Raw genomic sequence first — 19,049 nt, forward strand, 5'->3', positions numbered from 1 at the left:
TCTCAATATTATATCCACTATCTATGGGGATCTTGATCCCCATTCTATTACTGATTAGAAATTTGCTCTGGCGCTGAAAATTTGCTTTCCTCATTAAACTATCGCTTGGATGCAAACAATTTGGGCATCTAACTCATCTAAGATAAGCTGCTAAAAGGCCGTTCATCCGAGTCCCGTTTTTTTGAAGTTTTTTCCGGTTGAATAAGAGGAACTTTCTGGATTTTTGGTTGAAAAAAGCGCCGCGTTGGCCTGGTGTTGAGTTAGCCTAATATCGAATGCGTCAGATGTAAAAAGGTCCAAAGCTATATCTTGGGGATTGGGTGATTAGATATTTTTTGTTCTGCGCTTTCTTTGGCAGCATGTTGTTTAAACGTTTCTAGAGTAAATTCGTGCATTAATATTTTAAGTTCTTTCTCTGAAATACAATTTACTAAAAAATCACTGGTATATTGGATAATTTTTTCTAATTTATACTCTAAACGAGTATTCCGCAGTCCTTGCGGTCCTAATTTGAAAAATTTTTGACTCGATTCTTTAGTAGTCTCTCCTTTTTTATTTATAATAAGATTTTGTTCGCTTAACAGTCTTTCTGGGATGACCTCATCATACACACTTTTACTTTGCATCGTTCGAATAAGGGATAAAGGTATAGGACATAAGGTAATACTGAGAGAGAACGCCTTATCATCATTAAAAAAATTGGCCTTTTCGGGTGTTTTTAAGGCAGATAAATAATCCCAAATGTCATTTTGCCCCGTAGGAAGACGAAGAGTGTAAGAATGCATGGCATCATCGAGGGCAAATACCGAACATCCCTGCGGCGAATTTTGTCTTTTTTCTTTAGCAACATAAATTTCATTTTCAGGGAATGTCTCCGCAAACTTAAAAATAAAATCATTAAAATACTTTGAGTTACTGCTTTCTTTAGTACTACCGAGGGAATCAATCAACCAGAGTTTCGCTCTCTCTTGAGTATCGATTCGAATTTCACCATAACAAAAGTGAGATCCCGAAATAATAAACCGCTTCTGGATAGGATGGTTTTGTTTAAGTGCAGTAAAAAAGTCTAAATATTCATTCTCTTTTAATAATACAGGATCAAAAGGATAAGTTTTCCTTTTCTTGACTTGTGCAAGCACGAGCAAGATTTCTTGATACCCTAAAAAACCAAAACCATGCGTTAACGGTTGGATGTAATTGCTAAACCATAAATACTTGTCTTCGGGCATGGACAGTAGTTTTCTTAATCGGATGGACTTTTCTTCATCTAGGTTTCTTATTTTCTCTTTAAATAGAACAGAGTTAAATTTTTTTAGTTCTAGAAGCAGATATGCATTGTATTGATTTAGAGCTGTTTGGAACAAAATATCATAACCCTCCCCTTTTTTTGCTAAATTTGATTGTAATAAGAGATCGGCTGCTTCCTGCAACGGATATTTTTTAAAAAGGCTATCTACAATATAAAACAAATAATTCGGGTGAGTTAATATTGGGTGTAAATTGGTTAATACTTGAGCAAGATTATTTTTATGGATATCATCGTTGATAAAACCGGTGATAATTCCTTTAATATAAGGTTCTATATCAGATTCATGAATACTTAACAGATAGTTCAAAAATTCATCGCATAAAATGCCTGTGTTTTTATTTTCTGTTTTAGGATTGATAAACCAAGCAGAAGCATTGACAGAATTTAAATTATCACTCTCTAATAAATATACAGCTGCTTGTTGATAATTTTGATCTTTAATTAGCTGGATTAGCTCTTTTGCTTCATTAGCGGGAGTAGGCATAAAATCACTCTCAAGTATACTGTCTAAATTTTAACCTTTTTGGTTTTTTTTATCAACTTAAGCTGAGTGCTCCAAGATATCTCTGTTTCAAATAAGATTTGAGATTCATTGATGGATAGATTTAAGAGTACTGGCTGTACCATTGCCAACATAAAGTATCGTTAATGATGAAAAAAACGACAAATAGATCGATTTATTTACCGACACTCTCCAAAATGATATTATGCATATCTCATTAATATCCTAGGATTGCTAGGAATTTTTTTATATACAAGTTCTGCCATTTGTATTTAGCCATTGAGTTACAAGGACTAAATCGATAATGAAAGAATTATATTTTTTATTACGCCAATATTGGTGGCCTGCCGTCCAAATTAAATGCTTAAAAGGAGTGATTAATGTTTAGAGGTACTCTTCCTAAATCCCTTAATGATTTAGTTATCATTACCGGCCATCGTGGTATGGGGGTCACTGAAAAGCCTCGTCATCAATTCTTTGAAAATGTAACATCTTATCCTGAGAATTCATTAGAGGCGTTCACTATAGCATTGGGATATGGAATCCACAGCATTGAATGTGATATTCATGTATCTCAAGATGGGGAGCCTATGGTTATACATGGCAGCAAAATAGCTCCTTATGCAGATTTAATTTCCACGCAAGGCATGGATGAAAAAAGTCAAGCTCTTTTAAAAGAATGGCTTCTTTGTATTCCGAGCGAACAAGTTGACCCAAAGTCAATTTCTCTCGATGATACATTGCAAGTGGAGAAATTTACTACCAAAGTTCTACAGTCCTGCTTCTCTTTAAAATCATATGACGTAGAAATAGAAAAAACCAGGCTCGAAGGACGATCGAATTTTTTTGATGAACTAAATAGTAAAGAAAAAATCGCATTATCATCTACAGAGAGACAGGTCATCATCGACAAAAAAGATAGTCTATTAAAAACCAATCCCCAAAGACATCAAATCCCGACTTTAACTCAATTACTGCATTTATTATATGACAAAAATAAAGCGCGCAGCAAAACACCTCAACCCAATATCAAATTGAATATTGAATTAAAAGGAAAAGGCTCCGCAATCGCGTCTATCTTTGCTCTTTTGGAGTTTTACGAACAAACTCCTGATGCCAAAGAGCATGTTAAACCAGAAGATATTATTTTTCTTGGTAAACGAGAGGTAGGTGAAATTTCTATCGCTAATGCCATGCTGAAAAATCATACAAATTTTGAGGTATCATCCCACTTTGAAGTGCCTGAATTATTTAATCATTTTATGAAGACTGATTCGCCATCCAAAAAAAAGGTTATGCTCAAATATCATTCAGAGCGTGCACTCCTGAATTTGGTTGTTAACCTATTTGCACCGCATGCTCCATTTAACCGCCCGGAAATTAGCGATTTCACGAGAAATACCATCCTTCTCATGGCCTATTTAAAGGCAGGTGGCAAGCCCGGTGACTTTTTGAACTTTCTTAAATCCATTGAAACCCCCTACCCATCCATTGAAAATTTCCTAGTATTAAAAAACGTTCCATTGCAATTAAAACATTTAGCTAATAATGCGGAATGTAAAGAACAAGATAATAGTTACTGGAATAAGAGACGTAAAAAAGAAGTTAAATGCAAGCGAGCCTTAGAGGATTTAGCTCAATTAAATAGCTGCCTGATAGCCGCCTCCACAGAAGATGACTATTTAAAAATAAAAATGCGCGACCTTTTTGCTAATCATCTCAAGCACACTGTAACGCAAATCAAGACAAGGCTGGATACGTATAACACCAAAAAGAAGAACTCTGCCGATGAATCGGAATGCAGCGAGGATATACAATTTCATGTTATCCTTCAGATGATTACCAACCAACTAAAACGGTGCAAAACGAACCTAATGTTATCTACTGGTGATTTATTTGGAGTAGAGAATCTAATACCCGAAGATCCTGATTTTAATATCAAAGAAGGTATTGTAGAAATTACTAGTGGTGCGAAAAGCAACATTAAAGAGGCACTGATAGAATACCAGTATGATGGTATTGATATTAGTCTTTTTGATTATTGCGGCAGTGTTCTCGATGCATTAGAAGAAGCGATTACCGAAGGCAAACTAGATAGAGATAAACTCATCCTGGGTGCTTCAGCATCTAATTGGAGAGCAGCAAAAATAGATAACACCGAAGAAACGACACAAAAAAATATAAAAAATCCCTATGAGGTGCCAAAAAGAGCATTGGATGTAGTTAAAGTAACACAGGTACCTCTACTGGTGAAAGTGGATGAGCCTGGTTGTTTCCATCATTTAAAAAATGAGCTAGCTCGATTAGAAATGGCGATGGAATTAGAAAAGCAGATACCTGCTCCTACCAGGGGTCCACTTGACTCAAACAATGACGATCCATTCACTTACGTGGATACGGTCAGCGCATCAATTAGCGATACCCGCGACAATGACAACTTATTCACTCTCACAAATACCTCCGAAAATCTCAGTCCTCCAACCAGCGATCCTCGGAACTCACACACTAACCACCTATTCACTCCTGTAAATGCTTTGAATTGTTTCAGTCCACCACTCAGTGGCTCCCACAGTGAGAGCCGATTAACTCGCATTAATTCCAAAAACCCCGCCCGTCCCTACCTTCCTACGTTCTTAAGCGGAGCAATAAACCGAGTCCAGAGCGATCTATCGTCAGCCACCTCTGGTGATAAACTTGGGTGGTTCACAACAAGCTCTGTTTTGGACAACTCATTATTTGATGCAGGAAATGTGTATGTCAAACAAACTACATTAGGTAACAAGCAACGATTTGAGCCCTGTCGAAAACCACCAAGAGGGACGCGCAAGAATAATCAGACAGAAGAAGTCCAAGCGTGCGAAGGTGCAGAAACGGAGAGCTCAATGAGTGCATCTACTGCAAAAAAATAAATAGAAAATTAAATATATTCTCTATAGAGAGATAAGGGTACTATTTGCATCCACATCAAAAAAGAAAACTAATGTGTTAGTGCAATTCCGAGGTGAAATTATCAATGAACAGTTCGGTGAGAAATCGGTAACACAGTGAAAACTGGAACCATTTCCGCTCTTTCGATGCAATCGAGAACCTCATCAGCGTGAAAAGTAGCCTTCCTGCTATCTCGAAGAATGCGTTGAAGTACCATTAAACGAATTTTCTATATCATGGATGAATTTATTAGATTGAATATCGTCCCACGCTTCAGGTAGTGAAATAGAGTTATCTGCTTTTGAGCTTACCCCGTCCATATGCATTTGATAGCCATACCAACAACAAATTAGAAGCAAAATAATATAAAAAAACTTATTTTTTAAGCGCGAAAATAACCCATTAAGCAATAAATAGGGGCGTTGCTGTTGCGGACTGGAGCTGTTCATTTTTTTCCTTTTATAGCATGAAGGAGCATTTTACTTTTTAATTTTCAAATTTCAAGCAGCATTCAATTTTTACGCCGCAAAACCAATTACCCAGTTAGCCCAACGAAAAACTTCGGTTATAAATTGCTAGTTGCTTAAATATCAAAATCAGCGAGCTTTATTGATTTGGTAGGATCATTCGATAATTTAATTTCAGCTTTAAATAACATGGTAATTTCAAATTTTCCACGAGAACGTAATATTTTTAAAAACGCACCTGATCAATTTCGTTCAATTAACTTCGTATAAAACTATATTTTTTATAGCTTCGGAGTTATAAATCAATAGAAGAAATATAATGACTCTGTTCTGTTAAGTGCTCACTTCGTTCTAATATTATTTCGGCATACTTATTGAGAAAAATTGTCTCTTTTTCATTCGCCTTCACTAAGTTTATTTGCTTATGCAATGAGCCTTTTATTTTCCCGATCAAATATTTTAAGCGCCTAGCTACTAAAGCTCTGTTTAATCCGCAAGTATCCGCAAAGTCAGCCAATTGATAAGCATTTATACCATTTTCATCAAATTCATCACCTAACGCCATGGCCAATTCATGCTGAAACTCAGGATACATTTTTATGTTTACTAAATCATAAAATGGCGCTAGAGAAATCCCTTGGGGGCTTACAAAAAAACTAATATTTTTTCCATGAGCATCACAGTTATAAATTAATATATTAAAGAGTACCCAATCCAAGATTTGCAATTTAGTTTTTGCAGGATTTATACATTCATTAGCAAAAGCATATAATTTGGGCAGACTTACCCCATCTCTTATATGCGCAACATCCCTACCATTTCCAAAGTTTTGTTCATATTTATACTCGGGCGGTAAATTCAGTGCCTGACACCCATCAATGATATGACTTCTTCTAACCATCCCTTTAGAATCAAATTTCCTATCGAAGCGTTTCACTAATAATGCTGGATGTGGGCCAAATCGCTTCAATTGGACATCCGCGACATTTAACCCACAGTCTTTTGCTAATAACATGCTGAAATATTCATTCAATACCAAATTAGAATGCCTATGTTTTTCGAACTTAAGAAGATGGGTCGAACATAAAATTCCATCCCCAAATCCCAACTCCCCTTTTTCATTTAACACAATATTAATTTTATCTTGTACACCTGCCACCGACAGTCGTGGCTTACCATCCCAAATTATTAGGCCATAAGTGTCGCGATTATTTAATCTCTGCTCTAATTCCTTATCACTAAGTAACCTAAATGTTTTATCTGTAGGCAGAGACTGATTAGAACTCAAAATTATTAAAGAACCCGGAGTATCCAAACCCAATTCCCGAACCAGGGAAAATATATTATTTTTGCTTAAATGATAATTCGCGATTAATTCTTCGAGAGCCTTTCCTTCGGGCAATAGATTTTTCAAAAAGCGCACTACATTTAATGAAGGAATTTGATCTATTAAAGGCAAATGAGGGGAAACTGCATACCCTACTTGGAGCCAATCCGGAGAATATGTCCAATATAATTGCTCATTAATAACATTGATTTGAGCTATTAATTGTGTTCCCAAATAAACATCTAAAGCCGGATTATCTCCACTCGTTTTCATCTATTTTATCCCAGGGCTTTGCATAAAGGTTTATTCCTAAACTGGCACAGATTTGTAGGACACTCCCTAATTGGCAGGTAGCTTTTCCATGCTCAATTTTCATCAAGGTATGTTTAGCAACTCCACATAAGGCAGCAGCGTCCTCTAATCGGAGCGCACTTTGTGTGCGTCGCGCTTTAATTAACTTACCAATTAACTCCGCTGTTAATGGTTCGTCAAAATCAGGATTTTCGATTCTTTTAATTTGTTTGGCCATATAATCCTACGATACTAGTCTTAATGTAGTTCTATTATTAAATTATCCATATAATCCTATTATAGTAGGATTAAATTATTTATTCATCAGTTTTTTTGAATAAATCCTGCTTTAATAGGATTTATTCAAAGGAAAAAATAGCAAATAAATGGGCGTGTTGTTTACATTTTTTATAGGTCTGAATCTCTGAAAAAAATAATTTTTTAGCTTAAAAAAATAATAAGGATTACTTCCGGCATTTTCGAACAAGGTTTTTAGGCTTACAGATAACAACTTAAGTAAGTAATTAATGAATTTATAGGGGCAAAGGTTTCTAATTCCGATTATGCTTAGGCGGAACTATTCCATTCAATTTAACGGCAAGACTTTTTTAATTTCATCTCAATAATTCCGCCTCTATGCTGAAAACAACCGTCGCTTCGCTTCAAAGCGTTCAAATTCACAGGAATACGCATTTGACGCGTTTCTGTAATTAAACCTTATAAGGAGCATCAAAATTTCCATTTTAGAATAGATTAATTTCCAAATGAACGCATTATCAATTCATCAAGTCGCTGATAGAATGAGCAATATTAAGGCAATCTGCGTGGATTTATGAACTTCTTCAGCAACATATTTTAAGTGTTCCTTTATGATCTGCTTAAATTATGAAGTGGATAAGATAGTGATTACATCATAAAGCATACAACTTCAGAGAATACTAATGTCAAACAAAAGCTTAAAGGATCTAATTTTTGATACCTTTTTTGGTGCAACAGGTTCAGCTATATCTAAAAATCAATTTCAACATACGGTTATTAAACGTGATGTTAGAATGAGGATAAGTAATATGAGTAGATACAGACCAGCCCAGCGTGTTTTATTTATGCCTTTTGAATCAGATGATGATATTTTCACAAAAATAGCATCCATACCTTTAGCGCCATGTGCTTTTTCAGTTGAATCTTTGGCGAATGCTGGAGCAGCTTTGGGTTATGCTTTAATAGCGTTATTACACCTTGCTATTTTTGATCTGAATGGGGCAAAAAATGATTTTCTAAAATCAGGAGTATATCTATTGTCATCGGTGCAAGCCTTAAATTGTGCTCTATTAAGTCCCATAATAAATGCTATTGATTTGGTTGTTAGTACCATACTCACTATGCGCGATGGATTTTCTGGCAGTGATGATTATGAGACTATTTCTGCTGAAGAATATGAGGATATAAATCGAAGTCAATCTAATTGGGTGTTCGCATAGGATTAGGGCTAATGTGGAATTACAAGCCATTCAATAGTCTATAAATTAACCATATTGGATTTTAAGAAAAAATTATCCAAAAAGAATCTACCGTATAAATGAGCATGGTGCAGGCTCTTGTAGCCTGCAACTTAATTAAATATTAGGATTGTATGGCTTCTCTTCAATCTCTTCCATTTTTTCCTTGCCTTCAGTTTTCACATTATCCAATCTGCTTTTAAAGTCACCTGAGGCCGCAACATTGCTCTCTTTAACCGTTAAAGCATCCTTAATGCCAAGATACTCTTCAAGTACATTATTGATGCACGCTTTAAGCTTATTCCATATACCAGGCGCAGCCATCACTGTTGATTGATGTTGATGAATAGCATTAACACTTGCTTCACAGAAATCATGGAACGCTTTATTATATTTTACAGCATGCATTCCTCCTCCGATAAGCCCATGTACTGCATTTGTTTCATTATCAAACTTTTTTATCGCTGTTTTCAACGACGCTTTTAGGGCTTTAAGTGCATCCGCTACTTCAGGCTCAAAAGCTACGCTGCTGCTCTGTTGAACCGCGGTAATTTCATTAACCAACTCTTCCACATATTGATAAAACTGTGGTTTACCTGCAACCTCGTTGGCAACCCCGTTAACAAAATTTTTAGCCTTCTTTTTCGCATCGGTAAAAAATCCCATAATATCCCCCTAAAAGGCAAGCTCGATTAAGACAAGATAAAACAATAATTATTCATTTAGATCATTTATTGTTAAGTATAGTATATAATTTTTTACTTAAGGCTTTATTAACTTCCTTTATTGACAAAGAAATATGTGTACATAAAGTGATATGTTGCTGGGATAAGGCACCGTCAATTTAACTTTGAGCCAATCTATAGCGTAGTAATACATGATAATTAATTAAAATAAAAACAAAAGAAAGTATATAGTTAAAAACCATAAAACAATACCGATTCCAATGCCTAGCCCAAACTTCAAAACTTTTTCTTGGTATGATAAGTTTTCTTTTCTAGTAGTACTTATGCGTTTCTTAGTCATATTGGATAGTATTTTTAGTCAAGTAAAAAGAATTTGCAGAACGGGAGTGATAATATACATTTATTGAGAAATATAAAAAACTTGTTAAATAACCGACAATAATTCCATACAATACATACTTATGATTAGAACATTTTTTTGAGGCCAATTTAACTCTCATTTTTTAATGGGGGGAATCCTTGCTTGAATACATAGTTAGTCTTTTTCTCTTTCAGCAGATGGTGGAGAAAAATTTGAAAATAATAGTCTTCTCCCCATGCTTCTGCATGAGGAGCATCTGGAAATAATAAAAAAATGTCTTCATTATCGATAAGTACTTCACGGATGAGCTTCATATTAATCATAAATAACTTGGAGCCAAGTTCCCCGCTATTTTTGGGACGCCCGTTCATCGTAGCAACACTGATGCAACCTTTTGGGCCAAGCTCAGTTTGTAAAAAATTAAAAGCGTCATCCCAGGTATTTCCGTTAATAGAGCTGGGGTTCCATGATAATTTTTTGATGTTGTCATCCAGCATAACGAATTCATCAAGCTTGAAATGATGAGCAAAAAGGAATAGTGCAATACGCCGTGCGGTAATACTTCCCAATGACTCATAGTGTCCATAGTACTTGCTATCGAGGCGTTTAATAACCAGCAAATGAAGGTATGGGGATACATAAGGTTTTAATTCTTCAGATTCGCTCTCAGTACAAATTAATACACAGCCTCCCTTGTTTTGGGGAAGAGGAATCAGCGCATTGGTTTTTCTGCCAGCACAAATAAATGTCCACTGTACAACCTCGGGCGTGGTTTGGTTTAACGTGATAAAAGACGCCTCAAGCGTCTTAATGTTGAGATCAATAGTTGTAATATTATGGGAAAAGAACATCGAGGGAAGGTTACTGACTTGCGTAAAAGAACACTCGGTGACAAGACGAGGAGGTATTGTAGATGAATACAAAGGTTGAGGCAGGCGAGGAAGTGGGCCTGCTATATATTTTGAATGAATACCGCCTTTTATTTGGCTTTCTGCGTGTACATTAGCCCGGCTTTGGTACTCTTTAATTTTTTCTTGGTTATTGTTGGCTGTATAGCCTTCAATAATCGCCTCGACTGACGCATGGTGTTGAGTGTAGTATTTCTCTACTTTTTTGTGGTTATTTGCAACAGCGTATCCACATGCAATTTCATTTACCGAAGCATTATAACGAGTACGGTATTCCTCGACCTTCTCGTGGTTATCTAGGCGAGCATACGAGAGGGCAATATGATTTACAGAGATGTTATGCTGGATGCGGTATTCTTCGACCTTATCGTAATTTTTTGCTTTAATATATCCTAGGATAATAGAGCTTAATAATGCCCCATGCTGGCTGCGGTACTCCTCGACTTTTTCGTGATTGCCGTCTAGGGCATACCAACTAGCTATGTCATGCTCTGAAATATTGTGCGCAACGCGGTATTCTTCGACCTTATCGTAATTTTTTGCTTTAATATATCCTCGGATAATAAAGCTTAGAGATGCCCCATACTGGCTGCGGTACTCCTCGACTTTTTCGTCATTGCCGACCATAGCATACCCACTAGCTATCTCATGCTCTGAAATATTGTGCACAGCGCGGTATTCTTCAACTTTATCATAATTTTTTGCTGTAATATATCCTCGGAGAATAAAGCTTAGAGATGCCCCATGCTGGCTGCGGTACTCCTCGACTTTTTCGTGATTGCCGACCATAGCATACCCCATAGCTATGTCATGCTCTGAAATATTGTGCGCAGCGCGGTATTCTTCGACCTTATCGTAATTTTTTGCTTTAATATATCCTCGGAGAATAAAGCTTAGAGATGCCCCATACTGGCTGCGGTACTCCTCGACTTTTTCGTGATTGCCGACCATAGCATACCCCATAGCTATGCCATGCTCTGAAATATTGTGTGCAGCGCGGTATTCTTCAACCTTATCGTAATTTTTTGCTTTAATGTATCCTTGGATAATGAAGTTGGGAGATGCCCCATACTGGCTGCGGTACTCCTCAGCTTTTTCGTGATTACCAGCCTCAGCATACCAAAAGGCTATTTTATTCACTGAAACATTGTGCACAGCTCGGTATTCATCAACTTTTTTGTGATTATTTGCTGTAAAATATAGTCTTGCAATCCCAACGGCCGAGATTACATTTTCCTCGCGATATTTTTCGACTTCTGCATGCTCGTTTCCGTTAATAAGGTTATAGACCTTATGTTGAATTGGTGTGAAAGGTACCTCATTTGAAATCATTTAATTCTCACATCGATGATAAAAGCGCACATTGTAACCATTTTTGAGCCATTTGTACAATATTTGACCATCGCCCTCTCAAGTTGAAAAATCCTTTTTTTTGCCTATATGCAACATTAGCGTTAGGGGTAAGTCCCATGATAATAGATTTAATGGATTTACAGCACCAATGCAATGAACCATCGTACCTCACTGAGTTATTAAACACCCACCATGAGAGACTCCTGAGTAGTGGAGCAAGCTATTGAGGTTATGCTTAGTGAGGGATGCAGTGAATTTATAAGTTGAGGCCCAGGGGGTAGACAGCGGCTACATTCCCTGGGTTTAAGAGCTAAGCGCGAACGAGGCCATAACGATTTGGCTGGAGACAGCTTAGATCCAAATCAGAAATGGTTACGCCCTGGGAAAATAATCTATGGCGCTTTTCTGATTTATTTTGTTCTGATGTCATGTGTTCCACCAAAAGTTCCTGAGGTAATTTAGCATAGTACTGATGTAATCGTCGCAAGACAGTATTGGCTAAATTGATGCTCATATAGGAACCGTTGCCCTGCAAGTAGGGTTCAGGAGCTACAGAACGCTCCGTTAACGTACTGAGGCGGCGTTTAAGAAACTTTATTCCTGATTTACATTCGCTAGGATTATCACCCCAAATCATCTTGTTTAAAGCCGGCTCATACGCACTTATGATATCGGCGGCAACGTCACTCGCTTGAAAAAGGCGCATGAGTTGTATTTGCGTTGGTAACTCGGCATGAGCCGACTCTTTCACGAATCGAGTCATGGCTTTTAATAATAAGAAGCGTTCCGCTGATGTGAGCTCAATTCCTGCGGGCGCCAACAGATATTCAGTCTTGTCAGAAAGGTCATGCTTATCCAATAAAGCAGCGAATTGTTCTCTAAGGGTCAATGGCCTATAGGTCTTCAATTGCTCCAGCTCGCTAAGAGCAAGGCTTAGAAGTTCTACATCAATGACATTATGGGTATTGTCTTCCTCCGAGACTCCTTTGATCACAGTATAATGTCCAGCTTGTTGAGGATTGGGACTGTCTTTGTATTTCACACCCTTGATACCTGGCTTATCAGAACTAAAAAATAGATCTTTTGCTTTAAGTTGTTGATGTTGGCTAGGGTCGGCTAATTTTGCTTTTTTCGCCTGCGCCTTACCATCAATCGCATCAAATAATATTTTATCCCCTCCGGACTTAGAGCACTTGTTGCCGGCTTCATCATGAGTCGTTGCAGGTGCAACATAAACTGCAACATGCTTATTGTCTGGGATTTTGATATTAGCAGCTGCTGATTGGTACTCGTTTGCTGTTTTTTCAAGGGCGGTGCGTAAACGGCCAAGTACTTTTTTATCTAAATGATGTTTTTCAAAAAAAGTGCTGACTGCATTAATGATTTCCTCAGAGTGTTTACTCAGAGAGAGACCTGTGTTTTTTAGTGATTCACTAGCATGCAGCACATGATTAATGATGACTTCTTCGAGGCTAGTGTAGGTATTGTTGGTAATCACGCTACAGCCAGGTAGCTGAGCTGCAGCTTCTCGTACGATACGGCCCCCGTTTGAATGCCCAAGCAAGACTAAATCTTCGGATTTAACCCCCTTTTTTTCTAATAAAAAGCGTGCTGCTGCTAAAATTGTGTTCACGGGATCTGCAAAGGAACTTGGCTTTTGTACCAGGTAATCGACCACAAGAAAATTGTACTGATTACGGACAGCTAACTCTTGAGCAATGGGTAACATATCGGTGTACGCGGCTCCTGCGCCACCAACAACAATAAGCCATTGATTTGTAACAACCGGATTACGATATTCAATAGCCTGCACGATTGTTTTCTCGTCTACCCGTAACTGATAATTATGGGTGTCATTAGGTGCAAAGAGTAACGTTTTTTTTAGCGTATCGGCAATATCTACGTCTTTTTGTGCCACATGACTCACTATTCCCAGACAAAGACGGGTAATTATTTTATCAATAAAACCCGGCTTCACTGCGCGCTCCTTAGTCTGTGCTTGGTGGAGCGGCGGTTTCGATAGTTCAATAGGTGAAAGACTACGTCGGTAAATATGCCCAGCGGTAAAGTTCATTGCGAGAATTAAGTCATAAATTACTACTAATTTTTTTTTAGTTTCGTTTAGCGCATCCTCAAAAAGATAATTATTGCTTTGGCGCTCATTAATGATTTGTTCAATCAAGGTGCGATTTTTGTCGATTAATTGATAGTAGCTAAAGAGTAATTTCCATGCCTCATATTTTTGAGATTCACTGATTTTATTATTTGACTCATTCAACTGTTTTTGTATGGAGCAAATCGTATTCTTGATGGCATAGGTTGAGAAACTCAGCTCATCAGCAAGCTCGCGAAGCTGCATGGTTTGGGGACTGGCTGTTGCAAAACAAGAAGAAGCTTGTTGGCTTATAGAGCTAATTTCATGTCGCAATTTAGTTAATTCATTTTCAAAAGGGGTGGCAGACATCGGTATTACTCATCAACGATCTTTTAAATAGGGCTTAATTAGATGAAATCTAAAACATTAAGCGGATAAATATTCCTTATCGTCTTATCTCACCAGGTGTAAGTTACCATTCCTAATGAGTTTTCCTTTGTACAGTTACAATAATATCAAAACAATTTTTGCCGTAAAGAGGCTACAAAAGTTAATTTATTCATCAAATAGAATTTAATTCATTTGATTATATCATTTTTAATAAATTTGGAGGTTTTAAAACCCTAACATATTTAAATTATTAGGAAATTGCACGGGGTTATATATAGTGCATCTGGTAGAAACATTCGCATCATTTTTTGTTTGCTAATCCATTAAATAAAGAAAGCTCTCTCAACGCCCTATGTGATGTAAAAGCTCATTTCGAAGCGTAGTATCTTCTATTTTTCTTTTAGATTTATTCGCAACTAAATAAATTTCATTCTTATCTGTAAGAATCAACCAATTGCTATTATAGTGAGCAACACAACTTTTAACTGCTTTACCATTTAAGGCAGTCATTTTGTAGGAACTTTATTATTCATCCCACTTCCCCAGGCTAGAACACGCTTATCGAGGGAACACTTGGATTGGTTATCAAGGACAGATTGCCGGAAGATCACGTTCCAATAGATGGTAAGACCTTAAAAAGAAGTAGCCTATCGAGACTTTTAAAACTTACTAACGGGATCTCACAAAATGAATCACTGCGATAAGATTTCGATGCTATTTCCGCTTTCATTACTAAGAGCCCACCTTAGCTCAGTATAGGGCTTTTGGTATGGCTCATTACATTGGACTCAGAGCCTAAACTATCCCTGGTTTGTACGACAGATACAATTTCGCCATTGTGTTTATGAGCGAATAAAGAATGCTTGGAACTTTTCAAAGAAAAGGACTTCTTTTCTATCTCCTGGAAACATTTAGTCATGCTTTCTTTGTGTTTATTTAAATGTCTAAAGAAGGCGAAGGGTGTTTCTACTTTTTCTTCTCGACGTGGATATATATCAACACTGAAATAATGGTCTAAAGGTTTCCCCTTATATTTAGGATAGGGCTGGCTCTGAGGGTTAATTTCACAAATACATCTGCATACCTCTTCTGAAGGAGGAGAAAGTGTGTAAGGCCCTTGGCTATAACCCAGCGTGTTTAAATTTATATGCTGATTGAAATCAAACGCTTTTATTTTCATTATGGTTTCTGAAAAGCTGGATGCCGGATAAACTATCCCTTTTTCACCATACCATGGATCAATTATCCACGCATGCTCTCCCCACGTTCTATAATCAGCAAGAACTCCCTCTCTATTTACGATCACATAGCAGTGCTGAAAATCTAACGCACTAACTAATTCAATCCGGGAGATCTCTTCACTATGCTCCCATAGATATTTGACTGCAAGTGCCGCCTTAAAATCGCAAGTTCCCCCGCCTAATTCTTTGCAGGTCATTGCAAGAAATAAAATCCATTTTTGTTCCGTCTCTAAATCAAATAAATCTAAAGTAATTTTTTGATCCGTAATTTCTAGAGGACAAAGTCGTAAAGAGGAGCCTCCAATTTTTTTATAACGATAGAGCCAATTTTTTTTGGTGTACATAAAAATGCCTTGCTGAGGCTCATATGTAGCATTCTGCTCTTGGTCCTCTTCCGTTGCTCTATGAGACGGGATAAAGTAAGTTTCATTTGTTCTGAGCTGAGTAGCGGTTCTAGTCCAAAAATTAGTTCGTAGCTGGTCTGCCAACTTGTTAGAAGAGCCTAAAGGACAAAGGCTCACGACATATTCCAGTGCTCTTTTTAAGTGTGCTGGAGGCAATTTGTCATCAGTTATTTTGCTTTTCATTCTTGTCCCTACACAATCAATGCAAAATCTTAATCACAAAGTTGCTAAACCTAAGAATTAACCTCATTAATGAGGAAAAGTTAGTTAGTGAATTTAATTGGCATTAATAAATCTTATTGCATAAATTTTATCAAGATTGCCCTGGATTGAAAATGCGTTAATTTTGAAATGAATTTATTCCAAAATAGCAATTTTTACGATGCAGGAGCTCGAGCAGGATCTTATCAGCATTAGAACCAAAGAAACACTGGGCTAATAAAAAAGCACAAGGAGTAATTATTTTTAAAGTTGTGTTTTTTATCTATATTGGCTTAAAAACCCTCTCGTAAGCTTCATAAAAAACTTGACTTTATGTTTAATTTGGTGCCATTATGTTTGTTTATATTGAATAATTACTGTTCACTAAAATGCAACAAATACGTTTACAACAAAGGATGATAATGCGCTGCCTGGACACTGTTGTCGAGGTTGGGCGGAGTTATTTGTAAACGGCGCGAACAAACTAATCCTCACCAATACCAGTGTCCAGGTTTTTAGGACGCTTGGATTTCTTATTTAAACCAAGATAAAGCGCTTCATTAGTAAATGATGGGTAATTATCATGAGTCAATCTAAATTTTCAAGAGATGGTTTTTTTAATCGTTCTGTTAAACAACAAAACAAATTAAAACTATTAGATAAATCTATTAAAACGGTAATTAAAAATGGTTCTGTTGAAGGTTTTCCACCAGGAATTGTCATTAATGAATATCATAGCCATAAATTCCCCAAAGAATTCTTGATTGCTAATTTTCAATACTTTAAAAGTCTTGGCATAGAAACATTATTCTTTGAATTTGGCAACGATGAGAATCAACACCTATTTGATCAATCACTAGACAGTAACGGGACAGTCGCCATAAACTCCGGACTAATAAATGGAGATGATGAGACAAAAGCCGTGGCTGCAGCCGCAATCCAAGCGGGTATTAGGATAGTTGTCTTAGACTGTAAAAAAGCCAGAGAAGGAAGTCCTGAATATTTTAGGCGCGCGACAAAAGAAGACTGGAATGCATATTACGAAAGAAGGGATGCCCTCTTTGATGAAAACACTCGAAGGATATTTCTTAAGGAGCACAACTCCAAACCTTATCTCTTTTACTCAGGACTTGCACATGGTAATTACCACCACGGGTTTCCAAGCTTTTTTCCCGGCTCGAAACTTACTCTGTTGTTATCCGATGACGGGTTTGATTTTCAAGTTAATGGAATAAAGCAACACTTATATGTTGATACTCTTATATTCAGTCAAGATCTTGGCAAAAATTATTGCCTTTTTAATAAAAGTCATAATAATCAAAAAACTAGATACTTAATAGATGCGATAGATCAGGGATACCTAGATGCAGATCGAGCCACTTTTTTGCTGGGAAGATAACAGAATAAATTAGGAAATTTCACAGACAGATAACAGCTTCGGGACAAGCCTTGAATCATGAATTGCAACCCAAAACACTCTATTCAAAATTCAAAGCCTGCCTCTAGAGTTGCAGATGTATTGTAACTCCCGCTCACTCATAATAATTTCAAGTCTCATGGATTGAGACTGCTTATAAGCAGCTGAAATATCGCCTATTAGTAAGTATTAGCTCACTTTGTTCGCATTCTTTTATCTCCTATTTGAGAAACAAGCACCTCTAAAATACTTAAAAAACTCATAAGTAAATTAGAGTTTTTTACTTTCGAATGTCCCATAATTTTTGCAAAAAGCATTCGAATCAATTTAAGGCGAAAATAGGATAAAAGAAGATGATAAAGCATTCGAATTCCTAATGTATAACCAACATTATTATTATAGTCTAAAATATATTTTATTAATTAAGAAAGCGGGTGATTTTCCAAAAAATTATATTCATTCCATCACCTTCAAGCGTTTAAAATATCGATGGAAGGAATGTTAATTCTGAATATTTAATTGTTCCAGTTCCTTTATGAGAAAGACAGGATGAAAAAAAATGTCGGAATTCAACGAAAAAAACAAGGAAGAACCTTTGCTTATTACGATGCGAAAGGAAAAAAGATAACTGATTCAAAAATTTTGGAGCGTATCAAATTGCTGGCGATCCCTCCCGCTTATACGCATGTATGGATAAGTTCTAATGAGAAAGGACACATCCAGGCAGTAGGACGAGACAATAAAAACCGAAAACAGTATATTTACCATGCTTCGTGGGTGCAAGTAAGGCAAGAGAAAAAATTTAAATCATTATTGGATTTCGGTTATTCCCTTGCTCACTTAAGAGAAATAATCAATCAAGAAATCAGTAAACCGCCTACCCTTGATAAGAGCCAAATCATTTGTTCTATTCTTTTTCTAATAGATAATTATTCCGTAAGAATAGGAAATAACACTTATGCTAAGCAAAATAAAACCTATGGTGTGACTACACTGAGAAAAAAGCATCTTCGGTATAAAAAAAACTCCGTTTATTTTGAGTTTTTAGGAAAAAATAAGCATCCGTGGAACTTTGAAGTAACAGAAAAAAATCTCATTCAAATTTTAAAACATTGTACTGATATCCCAGGGTATGAGCTATTTAAATATTATAACGAACAACAACATATTTCAGTTATTTCATCGCAAGACGTTAATGAATATTTGCATCAAGTCACTCAACAATCTTTTACAGCCAAAGACTTCAGAACATGGATTGCGACAAGAGAGTTTTTTATTCGCGCTATTTCATTATTAGAAATAAAAAATTTAAAAATATCTCTTATTAAAGAAAGTATGCGCGAGGTTGCCACCTTGCTTGGACATACTCCGTCTATTTGCAAAGCCAGTTACATTCATCCCCAAATTTTTGAATGGTTAAAAAATGGCAAATTGATGCAATGGAAAAGAAAAAACCAAAAGAACATTCAAAACAAAAAACCTGATGAACTTCTGCTTATATGGTTGGAAGAAATTTATCGTTCATAAATAAAACTTAAATTAAGGAAATTACTCTAATTGGCAATAAGTTTTCTAAGGTATTATTACGAAAAGTACCCCCTTAAAAATTAAAATATTAATTTGCTAGCTATTGGTTAATGAAACCTATAAATTTAAAATTTATAATAAGAAGC

Annotated in this window: 12 protein-coding genes; 4 read left to right on the plus strand and 8 right to left on the minus strand. The window is 36.4% G+C overall.

The features are described from left to right. Positions 1-302: 302 nt before the first annotated feature. Positions 303-1,793, minus strand: coding sequence for a YopJ family acetyltransferase (locus tag J2N86_RS15135; RefSeq protein ID WP_252582539.1), 1,491 nt, complete (start codon positions 1,791-1,793; stop codon positions 303-305). A gap of 398 nt (positions 1,794-2,191) precedes the next feature. On the opposite strand from J2N86_RS15135, the gene J2N86_RS15140 reads away from it, so the two are divergent. Beyond that, complete coding sequence (locus tag J2N86_RS15140) at positions 2,192-4,720, plus strand: glycerophosphodiester phosphodiesterase family protein (RefSeq protein ID WP_252582540.1); 2,529 nt, start codon at positions 2,192-2,194, stop codon at positions 4,718-4,720. Between the two features lie 207 nt (positions 4,721-4,927). Here J2N86_RS15140 and J2N86_RS15145 read toward each other — a convergent pair whose 3' ends face one another. The 3 genes from J2N86_RS15145 to J2N86_RS15155 form a co-directional block, all read right to left on the minus strand. Then, the gene (locus J2N86_RS15145) at positions 4,928-5,188 is read right to left on the minus strand and encodes a hypothetical protein (RefSeq protein ID WP_252582541.1); all 261 of its coding nucleotides are present in this window, start codon (positions 5,186-5,188) and stop codon (positions 4,928-4,930) included. 313 nt (positions 5,189-5,501) lie between these two features. Then, positions 5,502-6,806, minus strand: coding sequence for a HipA domain-containing protein (locus J2N86_RS15150; RefSeq protein WP_252582542.1), 1,305 nt, complete (start codon positions 6,804-6,806; stop codon positions 5,502-5,504). Then, on the minus strand, positions 6,787-7,062 hold the full coding sequence (locus J2N86_RS15155) for a helix-turn-helix domain-containing protein (RefSeq protein ID WP_252582543.1): 276 nt from the start codon (positions 7,060-7,062) through the stop codon (positions 6,787-6,789). Before J2N86_RS15155 ends, J2N86_RS15150 begins: the two co-directional genes overlap by 20 nt. Before the next feature lie 703 nt (positions 7,063-7,765). Between J2N86_RS15155 and J2N86_RS15160 the strand changes: the two genes are divergently transcribed. Continuing rightward, on the plus strand, positions 7,766-8,302 hold the full coding sequence (locus J2N86_RS15160; RefSeq protein ID WP_252582544.1) for a hypothetical protein: 537 nt from the start codon (positions 7,766-7,768) through the stop codon (positions 8,300-8,302). 135 nt (positions 8,303-8,437) lie between these two features. Here J2N86_RS15160 and J2N86_RS15165 read toward each other — a convergent pair whose 3' ends face one another. The 4 genes from J2N86_RS15165 to J2N86_RS15180 all read right to left on the minus strand — a co-directional run bounded on the left by J2N86_RS15165 (position 8,438) and on the right by J2N86_RS15180 (position 15,941). Continuing rightward, positions 8,438-8,986 (minus strand): hypothetical protein, encoded by a 549-nt coding sequence (locus J2N86_RS15165; RefSeq protein WP_252582545.1) that lies wholly within the window; start codon positions 8,984-8,986, stop codon positions 8,438-8,440. A 509-nt stretch (positions 8,987-9,495) separates the two neighbouring features. Continuing rightward, entirely contained in the window at positions 9,496-11,607 is a 2,112-nt protein-coding gene (locus J2N86_RS15170; RefSeq protein ID WP_252582546.1) for a hypothetical protein, read from the minus strand. A 331-nt stretch (positions 11,608-11,938) separates the two neighbouring features. Then, complete coding sequence (locus tag J2N86_RS15175; protein ID WP_252582547.1) at positions 11,939-14,092, minus strand: alpha/beta hydrolase family protein; 2,154 nt, start codon at positions 14,090-14,092, stop codon at positions 11,939-11,941. A gap of 766 nt (positions 14,093-14,858) precedes the next feature. Then, positions 14,859-15,941 carry a hypothetical protein gene (locus J2N86_RS15180; protein ID WP_252582548.1) on the minus strand — a complete coding sequence of 361 codons (1,083 nt, stop codon included), beginning with the start codon at positions 15,939-15,941 and terminating at the stop codon, positions 14,859-14,861. Between the two features lie 601 nt (positions 15,942-16,542). Here J2N86_RS15180 and J2N86_RS15185 point away from each other — a divergent pair. Beyond that, complete coding sequence (locus tag J2N86_RS15185) at positions 16,543-17,358, plus strand: TraB/GumN family protein (protein ID WP_252582549.1); 816 nt, start codon at positions 16,543-16,545, stop codon at positions 17,356-17,358. A 567-nt stretch (positions 17,359-17,925) separates the two neighbouring features. Continuing rightward, positions 17,926-18,903: a DNA topoisomerase IB gene (locus J2N86_RS15190; protein ID WP_252582550.1), complete on the plus strand. Its 978-nt coding sequence runs from the start codon at positions 17,926-17,928 to the stop codon at positions 18,901-18,903. The last annotated feature ends 146 nt before the right edge of the window (positions 18,904-19,049 follow it).

Source organism: Legionella lytica (assembly GCF_023921225.1).
Taxonomy (GTDB): Bacteria; Pseudomonadota; Gammaproteobacteria; order Legionellales; family Legionellaceae; genus Legionella; species Legionella lytica.

Bases quoted from the DNA above. Each gene is read 5' to 3' on its own strand.
- J2N86_RS15135 (WP_252582539.1), bottom strand. From the start codon at position 1,793: ATGCCTACTCCCGCTAATGAAGCAAAAGAGCTAATCCAGCTAATTAAA.
- J2N86_RS15140 (WP_252582540.1), top strand. From the start codon at position 2,192: ATGTTTAGAGGTACTCTTCCTAAATCCCTTAATGATTTAGTTATCATT.
- J2N86_RS15145 (WP_252582541.1), bottom strand. From the start codon at position 5,188: ATGAACAGCTCCAGTCCGCAACAGCAACGCCCCTATTTATTGCTTAAT.
- J2N86_RS15150 (WP_252582542.1), bottom strand. From the start codon at position 6,806: ATGAAAACGAGTGGAGATAATCCGGCTTTAGATGTTTATTTGGGAACA.
- J2N86_RS15155 (WP_252582543.1), bottom strand. From the start codon at position 7,062: ATGGCCAAACAAATTAAAAGAATCGAAAATCCTGATTTTGACGAACCA.
- J2N86_RS15160 (WP_252582544.1), top strand. From the start codon at position 7,766: ATGTCAAACAAAAGCTTAAAGGATCTAATTTTTGATACCTTTTTTGGT.
- J2N86_RS15165 (WP_252582545.1), bottom strand. From the start codon at position 8,986: ATGGGATTTTTTACCGATGCGAAAAAGAAGGCTAAAAATTTTGTTAAC.
- J2N86_RS15170 (WP_252582546.1), bottom strand. From the start codon at position 11,607: ATGATTTCAAATGAGGTACCTTTCACACCAATTCAACATAAGGTCTAT.
- J2N86_RS15175 (WP_252582547.1), bottom strand. From the start codon at position 14,092: ATGTCTGCCACCCCTTTTGAAAATGAATTAACTAAATTGCGACATGAA.
- J2N86_RS15180 (WP_252582548.1), bottom strand. From the start codon at position 15,941: ATGAAAAGCAAAATAACTGATGACAAATTGCCTCCAGCACACTTAAAA.
- J2N86_RS15185 (WP_252582549.1), top strand. From the start codon at position 16,543: ATGAGTCAATCTAAATTTTCAAGAGATGGTTTTTTTAATCGTTCTGTT.
- J2N86_RS15190 (WP_252582550.1), top strand. From the start codon at position 17,926: ATGAAAAAAAATGTCGGAATTCAACGAAAAAAACAAGGAAGAACCTTT.